Source organism: Micromonospora sp. NPDC048909 (assembly GCF_040649635.1).
GTDB lineage: Bacteria > Actinomycetota > Actinomycetes > Mycobacteriales > Micromonosporaceae > Micromonospora.
Map to the genome: position 1 here is coordinate 240080 of NZ_JBEZFU010000010.1, position 10214 is coordinate 250293.

6 protein-coding genes and 1 tRNA gene are annotated in these 10214 nt (G+C 73.3%); all 7 read right to left on the reverse strand.

Annotation, left to right across the window (positions count from 1 at the left end):
* Positions 1 to 83: 83 nt before the first annotated feature.
* The gene (locus AB0C04_RS25285; protein ID WP_046570210.1) at positions 84 to 281 is read right to left on the reverse strand and encodes a hypothetical protein; all 198 of its coding nucleotides are present in this window, start codon (positions 279 to 281) and stop codon (positions 84 to 86) included.
* A 180-nt stretch (positions 282 to 461) separates the two neighbouring features.
* A complete protein-coding gene (gene selB, locus AB0C04_RS25290; protein WP_357058703.1) occupies positions 462 to 2225 on the reverse strand; it encodes a selenocysteine-specific translation elongation factor in 1764 nt (587 codons plus the stop codon).
* Position 2226: 1 nt separating this feature from the next.
* Positions 2227 to 3531 (reverse strand): L-seryl-tRNA(Sec) selenium transferase, encoded by a 1305-nt coding sequence (selA, locus tag AB0C04_RS25295; protein WP_357058706.1) that lies wholly within the window; start codon positions 3529 to 3531, stop codon positions 2227 to 2229.
* 21 nt (positions 3532 to 3552) lie between these two features.
* Positions 3553 to 3648, reverse strand: a tRNA-Sec gene (locus AB0C04_RS25300).
* Positions 3649 to 3715: 67 nt separating this feature from the next.
* A complete protein-coding gene (gene nrfD / locus AB0C04_RS25305; protein ID WP_357058709.1) occupies positions 3716 to 4909 on the reverse strand; it encodes an NrfD/PsrC family molybdoenzyme membrane anchor subunit in 1194 nt (397 codons plus the stop codon).
* Positions 4906 to 6075, reverse strand: a complete 1170-nt coding sequence (locus tag AB0C04_RS25310; protein ID WP_357058745.1) for a 4Fe-4S dicluster domain-containing protein — start codon at positions 6073 to 6075, stop codon at positions 4906 to 4908. The genes nrfD and AB0C04_RS25310 overlap by 4 nt, the downstream gene beginning before the upstream one ends.
* Entirely contained in the window at positions 6068 to 9340 is a 3273-nt protein-coding gene (fdh, locus tag AB0C04_RS25315; RefSeq protein WP_357058711.1) for a formate dehydrogenase, read from the reverse strand. Before fdh ends, AB0C04_RS25310 begins: the two co-directional genes overlap by 8 nt.
* Between the last annotated feature and the right edge of the window lie 874 nt (positions 9341 to 10214).

Below are 10214 nucleotides of genomic sequence, written 5' to 3' on the forward strand. Positions count from 1 at the left end.
TACCGGACGGTACGAGCGGGCAGCGGCGACGGTGGCGGTTTTCGGGCAGATTCCCCCGTCCGGGGTGGCACCGGGGCAACGCGTCAGTCGGTCTCCAGGTCGTCCAGCGAGATGGCGTGCGTCATCAGCCAACGAGCCAGCGCCGACATCCCGAACAGCCAGAGCGGGGCCGACTCGGTGGTGCCGTTGGTGGCGAAAATGGCGAAGCGCAGGTCGGGCGCCCGGTACGCCTCGATCCGCCACCGGTGCTGCCTGTCGCGCCAGACCGCGGAAGGGTCCATGCCGTCACGGTAGGTGACGGCAGTGCGGTGGAAGGCGCCCTTCGACAGCGTGGGCCGCCATCCCCGTCACGCCGGCCAGCCCGGCAGGATGCCGACGAGCGTGGCACATTGCTGCCGCTGAGGTATCACGCCCACTCGCAACATCGCCGGGGCCGGCCACCAGCAGACCGCGCAGCGCGCTCAGGGCGCGGCGGAGACCACGACCCGGGCGTCGTCGGGCAACCGCCGGGTGAGGCCGCGCCGGTCCAACAGCTCCAGCAGCGGCACCGCCACCCGGCGGGTGGTGTCCAACGCCTGCCGGGCCGCGGAGAGGGTGAACGGCTGGGGCAGCCCGGCCAACACCCGGACCGCGTCGTTCGCGGCGTCCGGCAGCAGCACCACGTTCTCCGCCAGCCGCAGCAACGCCCCCGCCCGGACCGCAGCGCCGATCTCCCGGGGTCCCAGGCCCAGATCGGCCAGGTGGTCGGCTTCGGGCGCCCGGAACGGGCGGTCGCCGTACTCGTCGCGGATGCGCTGCACGGCCCGAGCCACCGGTGCGGGCAGCGCGTCGCCGCTCGTCGCGGTGACCCGGCCGGCGTGCACCCGCAGCGGCGGCCGGACCAGCGCCTCCACCAGCGCCCGGTCCGGCAGGGCGAGGCGCTGCCGCAGCGTCTCCACGGGCGCGCCGGGCTCCAGCGGGTGCTGCCGGGCGTGCCGGGCGACCTCGTCGACCAGCCGGGCGGCGAGCTGCCGCCAGTGCTCGGGATCGGCCAGCCAGTCGCCGGCCACCGGGCCGGCGTCGACCGGGACGCCCATCCGGGTCAGCTCCTCGGCCCGGGCCAGCCGCCGGCGGCGCAGCTCCCCGGCCAGGTCAGGTCGACCGTCCAGCCCGGCCAGCACCGTCGCGCGGGCCGCCGCCGCGCCCCGGCGGGCCAGCGGCGGTGGCGCCACGTCGAGCACGGTCACGCCGCCGGCGACGTGGTGGCGACCGGGGTCGCGCAGCAGCGCCCGGTCGCCGACGAGCAGCGGCAACGCTCGGGCCAGCCGCAGCCGGACGGTGTCCGGGCCGAGCGGGCGTACCCGCGCCGGCACCGCGGCCGAGCCGACGTGCAGCGTGAGAGTGGCCGGCAGGTCCGCCGCCGGGTCACCGGCGACCCGGACGTCCACCAGGTCGGTGCGGTGGAACCGGTCCGGGCTGAGCAGCGCGTCACCGCGGGTCAACCGGTCCCGCGCGGTGCCGCGCAGGTTCACCGCCACCCGGGCCACCGCGGTCACCTCGGACCGGGCCACGCCGAGCGACTGCAGGCCGCGTACCCGCACGGGTTCGCCGGTGCCGGCCAGCTCCAGCTCGTCGCCGACCCGCAGCCGGCCCGCGCCGAGGGTGCCGGTGACCACGGTGCCGCTGCCCCGGATGGTGAAGCTGCGGTCCACCCAGAGCCGCACCGGGGCGACCGGGGCCGGGGCCGGCTGCCGTGCGGCGAGCCGGACCAGCGCCGCGCGCAGCTCCGCCAGCCCCGCGCCGGTCACCGCGCTGACCGGGACCGCCTCCACCGCGCCGAGGGAGGTGGCGGCGATCTCCTTGCGCGCCCGGGCGGTCGCCGGACCTGGATCGGCAAGGTCCGCGCGGGTCACCGCCAGCAGGCCGTACGAGACGCCGAGCGCGTCCAGGGCGGCCAGGTGCTCGGCGGACTGCGGCATCCAGCCCTCGTCGGCGGCGACCACGACCAGTGCCGCCGGCACCGGACCCACCCCGGCGAGCATGTTCGGCACGAACCGCTCGTGCCCGGGGACGTCGACGAAGGCGACCGTGCCGCCGGAGGGCAGCGAGGTCCAGGCGAAACCGAGGTCGATGGTCATGCCCCGGCGGCGCTCCTCGGCCCACCGGTCGGGTTCCATCCCGGTCAACGCCCGGACCAGGGTGGACTTGCCGTGGTCGACGTGCCCGGCGGTCGCGACGACCCACACGTCAGTCGTCCCCCGGCACGGCCAGCACAGCCGCGCGTACCGTCTCGTCGGCCTCCGGTGGCACGCACCGCAGGTCCAACAGCAGCCGCCCGCGCACCACCCGGCCGAGCACCGGCGTGTCGCCGGTGCGCAGCGGCGCCGCGTACCGCTCGGGCAGGCTCAACGCCCACGAGTCCAGCTCCAGCCCGGGGGCGCCGCCACCGCCGACCACCGCCACCGCCGGCACCACCTCGGCCTTGCGGCCGTCGGCGCCGAGCCGGTCGCGCAGCCGTTCGGTACGCGCCCGCAGCACGCCCGCGTCGGCGTGCAGGGCCACCCACGTCGGGTTCTCCGGCCGCTGCAGGGTGGCGGCCAGGGCGGCGAGGGTGAGCTTGTCCACCCGCAACGCCCGGGCCAGGGGGTGCCGGCGCAGCCGCTCGACCAGCTCGGCGTCGCCGAGCAGCAGTCCGGCCTGCGGACCGCCGAGCAGTTTGTCACCGCTCGCGGTGACCAGCTGCGCGCCGGCGCGCAGGGTGCTGGCGGCGTCGGGCTCGTCGGGTAGCAGCGGATCAGCGGTCAACAGCCCGGAGCCGATGTCCACGACGACCGGCACGTCGAGGGTGGCCAGTTCCCGTACCGCGGCGGCGGAGGTGAAGCCGGTGACCCGGAAGTTCGACGGGTGCACCTTGAGCAGGAAGGCGGTGTCCGGGCCGACCGCGGCGGCGTAGTCGGCCAGGGTGGTCCGGTTGGTGGTGCCCACCTCACGCAGCCGGGCGCCGGTGCTCTCCAGCAGGTCCGGCAGGCGGAAGCCGTCGCCGATCTCGACCAGTTCGCCGCGGCTGACCACGATCTCCCGGCCGGCGGCGAGCGCGGTCGCGGCGAGTACCAACGCAGCGGCGCCGTTGTTGACCACGTGCACGGCGGCGGCGTCGGGCACGGCGGCGGCCAACGCGTCGATGGTGTTCCGGCCCCGGCGGGCCCGGCGGCCGGTGGCCAGGTCCAGCTCGACGTCGGTGTGCCCGGCGGCGGCGAGCAGCGCGCTGACCGCGGGGCCGGACAGCGGCGCCCGGCCCAGGTTGGTGTGCAGCACGACGCCGGTGGCGTTGAGCACCGGCCTGGGGGCCGGCGCCGGCAGGGTCGCCACGGCGGCGTCCGGTACCTCGTCGGGTGCTATCTCGCCGCGCCGGGCGCGGTCCTGGGCGTGCGCCACGGCGGCCTTGACCCGGCTCCGGCCGAGGGTGTGCACGGCGGCGGCCAGCCTGGGGTCGGCGAGCAGCACATCGGTGCGGGGTACGCGGCGACGCGGGTCGACCTGCCCGTCACGCATCGCGTCATCTCCCACTGCGGTTGGCGGAGACGGACGGGAATCGAACCCGCCTGGCCCGGGTCCCGGACCACACCGGTTTTGAAGACCGGGAGGGGCACCAGCCGCCTGAACGCCTCCATCGAGCATTTGACCACAGCGCCGCGGCGTCCGCGCGGGGAGGTCGGAAACCTCTCGGACCCCGCGGTCAGTCGGTGGTCGCGTCCCGGCGGTCCGCCCGCTCCCGCTGCGGCACCACCGTGTACTTCGGATCGCGGGCCGAGGCGACGCCGGCGTAGAAGACGCCGAACCGGGTGGCCACCGAGGCGGCGAGCAGAGCGGCGCCGGAGATCGCGGAGAGCACCCGGCTGCGCCGGCCGATCAGCGCGCCGGCCACCCCGGCCGCGGTGAGCGTGCGGCCCAGCCGCAGCATTCGGCCCGGCCGGCCGGTGCGGTAGGGCTCGCTGAGCAGACCGAGTCGGGTCTCCACCCGATGCGCGCCGGTGAGCTCCAGGGCCGCGCCGGCCACCGCCATCCGCCGGGCCGGGCCCGCCTGGCCGGGCGGCGCGGCGATCAGCCCGACCCCGGCGCCGCTGGCCAGCGCGCTGCCCGCGAAGATGGTCGGCAGTTCGGGGTACGCCTCATGCCAGGACGGCACGGCGGTGTCCGCGAGCAGGACCCCGGTGTACGTGGCCAGCGCCGGCGCGGTGACCGCGGCGGCCAGCCCGGCCGCGTGCCCCAACGGCGGCAGCAGCCGGCGTGCGACGCCGGGCAGTCCGCGCTCGGGCAGCCAGGGCGCGGCCTCGGTGATCGCGGCCAGGCCGGCGACCGGCCCGTAGGCGGTGAGGATCCAGGTGCCCACCGACATCGGCGAGGTCGGCTTCGCCACCCGCAGCATGTGGTGGAACCGCGCCGGCCGGCCCAGGTCCTTGATCAGGAAGACGGCGCTGGCGCTGACCGCGGCGAGCGCGGTGACCCGGCCGGCCCGGCGCAGCGCCGGCCGGCCGGTGAGCTGTCCGCCCGCGGCGAGCAGCGACGAACCGGCCGCGAGCCCGCCGGTGAAGAGGTACGCGGCGATGTCCCACTTCCACACCGGCGCCTTCAGGATCGGCCGGCCGTAGTAGGACGTGAACTCGGCCTCGGGAACTCGCAGCTCCTCGCCGCCCCCGCGACGGCCGCGGCGCCGTCCACCGCGCCCCGCCGTCCGATCCGGCCTGGGTGCCGGATCGGGCGCGTCACGGCCGACGCTGAGCTCGTTGGCCGGCGTACCGGCCGGCCCGGCCGGCGGTTCAGCTGGGTGGTCGCCCGACGCGGGATCGGCGCCGGGGGCGGTCAGGTCGGCGTCGAGGCGTTCCCGGAACCGGCGGAACCGGTCGCCGACCGGCGAGGGGTCGGCACTCACGAGGAACCTCCGACGAAGGCGACCACGGCGGCCGCCGCCATGGCGAGAGCGGCCAGGCCGGCGCGTTTCCACATCTTCGGCAGATCACGGGTGGTCACGACCGGATCCGGGGGCAGGCCGTACACCTCCGGCTCATCCAACAACAGGAAGAACGCCCCGTCACCACCCACACCATCGTTCGGGTCGTGCCCGTACAGCCGCGCCTCGGGCACTCCGCGCTCGTGCAGGGTCGCGACCCGCGTCGTGGCACGCTCCCGCAGCTCGTCGAGAGGTCCGTACTGGATCGACTCGGTGGGGCACGCCTGCGCACACGCCGGCGTCATGCCCGCGCCGAGCCGGTCGTAGCACAGCGTGCACTTCCACGCCCGACCATCATCCTTACGCTGATCAATCACCCCGTACGGACACGCCGAAATGCAGTAACCACACCCATTACAGATGTCCTCCTGCACCACCACCGTCCCGAACTCCGTCCGGAACAACGAACCCGTCGGACACACATCCAAACAAGCCGCATGCGTGCAGTGCTTACACACATCCGACATCATCAACCAGCGAAAATCGCTACGCCCCTCCACACCGGTACCCCGACCCGGCGGCTGCGCCCCCGGCATCCCCAGGAACTGCGGCGCCTGGCCGGCCTCGTCCGGCACCGGTCCAGCGTCGCCCGGCACCTGGCCAGCCTCGCCGGGCGCCGGTCCAACGTGGCCCGGCCGCTCGCCGGCGGCGACCGGGTTGCCGAGCACGTCGACCGGCCCGCCGGCCATCCGGGCGGCGGCCGACGGTGCGCCCGTCGGCAACCCCGGGTCCGTGCCGGTCCGGTTGCCGGTGCCGGCCGCGAGGGCGGCCGACGCCGCGCTGACCGGCTCCCCGGTCGGCGTCCCCGCGAACGGCGGGCTGCGGTGCCCGGCTGGGCGGGGCTGCTCGATGAACGCCACGTGCCGCCACGAGTTCGCGGTCAACGCGCCGGTGTTGTCGTAGGACATGCCCAGCAGGTCCAGACCGGAGCCGGGTACCCCGTTCCACTCCTTGCAGGCCACCTCACACGCCTTGCAGCCGATGCAGACGCTGGTGTCGGTGAAGAACCCCATCCGCGGGGGCGCGGACGTCCAACCGGCGTCCGGCGCCGGGTCCAACGGCCCGTACAGGCTGTTCGGGTCAGGAATCATCGCGCCCCTCCCCGTCGATGTCGCTGGTGACCACCGGGACGTTCCGGCCCGGCGTGATGCCGGCCCGGCGCTGATACTCGGCCACCAGGTCGAGCAGGGCCGGCCCGGTGGGACGGCGGCCCGGCCGCACATCGCAGGTGCCGACCTTGCTCTCCTGGATCAGCACGTTCGGGTCCAGGGTGATGCCGAACAGGTCGTTGGCCGAGTCGCCGGTGACCAGGCCCTGGTAGCCGAAGTGGTAGGGCAGCCAGATCTGGTGGATGATCCGGCCCTCCACCCGCAGCGGGGTGAGCCGGTCGGTGACCAGCACCTTCGCCTCGATCACCGCCCGGCCGCTGACCAGGTGCGCCCAACCCAGGTGGTCCAACCCCACCTCGGCGGCCAACTCCGGCGACACCTCCACGAACATCTCCGGCTGCAACTCCGCCAGCGGCCGCACGGTGCGGCTCATCCCTCCGGCCGTGTGGTGCTCGGTCAGCCGGCTGACGCTGAAGACGTACGGGAAGACCTGACTGTGCTCCTCCGGCGGGCTCGGGTTCACCGAGTTCGCCGGATGCGGATACACCTTGCGGGTCGGGTTGGCCTGCTGCCGGTAGAGCGGGTTACGCACCGGCGACTCCGCCGGCTCGTAGTGCGTCGGCAGCGGCCCGTCCAGGACGCCGCTCGGCGCGTAGAGCCAGCCCTTTCCGTCGCCCTGCATGATGAACGGGTCGTCACCGGCGATGCCCTCCGTGCCGGACGCGCCCGCCGGAGGCCGGTACGACGGTGGCTTGGTCTTCTCGAAGTCCGGCACGTCGTAGCCGGTCCACTCGCGCTTCTCCGGATCCCACCAGACGAACTTCTTGCGCTCGCTCCACGGCCTGCCGTCCGGGTCGGCGGAGGCACGGTTGTAGAGGATCCGCCGGTTCGCCGGCCAGGCCCAACCCCACTCGGCAGCCACCCAGTCCTGTTCGTGGCGGGACTTGCGCCGGGCCGCCTGGTTCACACCGTCGGCATACACCCCGGTGTAGATCCAGCAGCCGATCGCGGTGGAGCCGTCCGCGCGGGCCTCGGCGAACGTGGACAGTGGACGGCCGGTCGCCACGTCGTACCCGTTGATCTCGCGCAGCACCGACTCGGCGCTCGGCTCGGCGAGCGGGCCGTGCGTGGGGTAGTCCCAGGTGAGGTCGAGCAGGGCCCGGTCGCGGGGCAGCGCCGAGCCGGCCAGCTTCTCCCGCAGCTTCCGGCCCAGGTGGTAGAAGAACCACAGCTCGGAGCGGGCGTCGCCCGGTGGCTCGACGGCCTTCTCCCGCCACTGCAGCAGCCGCTGGGTCTGCGTGAAGGTGCCCTCCTTCTCCACATGCGAGGCCGCGGGCAGGAAGAACACCTCCGTCCGGCACTCTTCGGGCACGATCTCACCGGTGGCCACCTCGGGGCCGTTCTGCCAGAACGTCGCGCTCTCGATCATGAACAGGTCGCGGACCACCAACCAGTCCAGGTTCGCCATGCCCAGCCGCTGAGCACGGCCGTGCGCCGAACCGACGGCCGGGTTCTGACCGAGCAGGAAGTAGCCCTTGATCTTTCCGTCGATCATGTCGAGCACCTGCTGGTAGGTGCCGTGATCACCGGTCATGCGGGGCATGTAGCCGTAGCAGTAGTCGTTCTCGGCCGTCGCCGCGTCCCCCCAGTACGCCTTGAGCAGGCTGGCGGCGAACGATCCTGCGTTACCCCAGAAGCCCTTCTGACCCGGGTGCCGGATGCTGTCGACCCACTCGTCGAAGGTCGGGTGGTCGGCGTGGTGCGGCATCGGCAGATAGCCCGGCAGCAGGTTGAACAGCGTCGGGATGTCCGTCGATCCCTGGATGCTGGCGTGCCCGCGCAGCGCCATCACTCCCCCGCCCGGGCGCCCCATGTTCCCGAGCAGCAGCTGGATGATCGCGCCCGTGCGGATGTACTGCACGCCCACGCTGTGCTGCGTCCAGCCCACCGAGTAGATCAGCATGCCGGTGCGCTCCCGGCCCGAATTCCGCGTCCAGGCCTCGGCCAGCTCCAGGAACTTCTCCTGCGGAATACCGCAGACCCGCTCCACCATCTCCGGGGTGTAGCGGGCGAAGTGCCGCTTCAGGATCTGGTAGACACAGCGCGGATGCTGCAACGTCTCGTCCCGCCGGGTCTGCCCGCCCACCTCCGCGCCGTGCGATTCGTGCCGCAGGCCGGCGGCGGTGTCCCGCTCCTTGGCGGTGTGCCCGCTGCCGGACGAGCCCTCGTGCCCCTCGTACTGCCAGCTGTCCTGCACGTAGCTGCCGGTCGCCGGGTCGAACCCGGAGAAGAAGCCGTCGCCGTCCTCGGTGTCGGTGAACTGCTCGCTGACGATCGTGGCGGCGTTCGTGTAGGAGAGCACGTACTCCCGGAAGTCCAGCTCGTTCTCCAGGATGTAGCGGACCACCCCACCCAGCAGAGCGATGTCGCTGCCCGCCCGGATCGGCAGGTACGCATCGGCCACCGCGCTGGTCCGGGTGAAGCGTGGGTCGACATGGAACACCTTGGCGCCGCGCCGTTTGGCCTCCATCACCCACTGGAACCCGACCGGGTGCGCCTCGGCCATGTTCGAACCCTGGATGACGATGACGTCAGCGTTGGCGATGTCCTGCTGGAAGTCCGTCGCACCGCCACGACCGAAGCTGGCCCCCAGACCGGGGACGGTGGCGGAGTGTCAAATACGCGCCTGGTTCTCGATCTGCAACGCGCCCATCGCGGTGAACAACTTCTTGATGAGGTAGTTCTCCTCGTTGTCCAGCGTCGCCCCACCCAGACTGGAGATCCCCAGTGTCCGGTTGAGTGGCCGTCCCTCGCTGTCGACATCCTCCCAGGTCTGCTCGCGGGCGGCGAGGATCCGGTCGGCGATCATGTCGACGGCGGTGTCGAGCTCGAGATCCTCCCACTGCGTCGAGAACGGCCGCCGGTAGCGGACCTTCGTCTGGCGCAACGGACTGGTCACCAGACTCTTGCTCGCGGCGCCCTTCGGACAGAGCCGACCACGGGAGATCGGACTGTCCGGATCCCCCTCGATCTGACTGACCTGCCCGTCCTTGACGAACACCCGCTGACCACAGCCCACCGCGCAGTAGGGGCACACCGACCGCGCCGTCGAATCCGCGGTCTCGGTACGCGCCGTCAACTCCGCCGACCGAGCCGACTGGGCGGCGGCACCCCGACCCAACGGGTCGGTGCCGGTGAGCTGCCGGTAGACCGGCCAGCCCTCGATGAAGGTACGCAGACCCATCCGCGAACCTCCCTCCCCAGGGTCGACGTCGACCCCAAGAACATAAGCCAGCCGGCATGCTCCCGCGACCCGGGGAGACCCCGACTTCACACCCGAGCGCGTTGCGGTGCGGCGAGCGGGGCCCGGCGGTGCGCGGCGCGGCGCGGCGGTCGGAGATGTGGCGGGGCGGGCAGGCTGCGGGTTGACGGGTGGTGCGTAGACAGCGTCGCCCCCGGCCTGGTGGCCGGGGGCGACGCTGGGGTGTCGGTGTGCAGGTCGCCTCGCGGCGAGTGGCACGAACGCGGCTCCAGCCGAACGGTAGTCCGCGACGGCAATTATCAAGTGAGGCCCGGGGACACAGGACACACCGACACTCCACACAACCTACCCACACCCCCACGCATTCCCACCCCTCAAAACCAGATCCACACCCGCCACCCGTCCCCGGTCCAGCACCCGCAGTGGGCGCCCGCCGGCGACCTGTTTCCCGACGCGTCGCCGGGTGACCTGTTCGCCGACAGGGTGCCTGGGACGACCTGTCCGCCCACGGGGCCGCTCAGGTCGCCGCCGGGGGGCGACCTGTTCACCGACGGTGCCGCTGGTCGCTGCCGGGGGGACCTGTTCGCCCACGGTGCCGCTCAGGTCGCCTACCAGCGCACGGGTCGCGGTCGGGGTACGCCACGCGGGGCGAGACGCACTCGGGCCGGCGTGACGCGCAAACCCCGGCCCGCCGGCGCACTGGAGATTGGAGATCTTGGACAGTTTCCGTTCGCGGTTGACGGTAACTGTCCAAGATTGGCGGCGAAGACGCCGCTGGCCGGCACCCGTGTCAGGGTGCCGGCCAGCGGTCAGATCGTGCTGTGTCAGTTGTTCCAGTGCTGGGCGACGAGGTCGG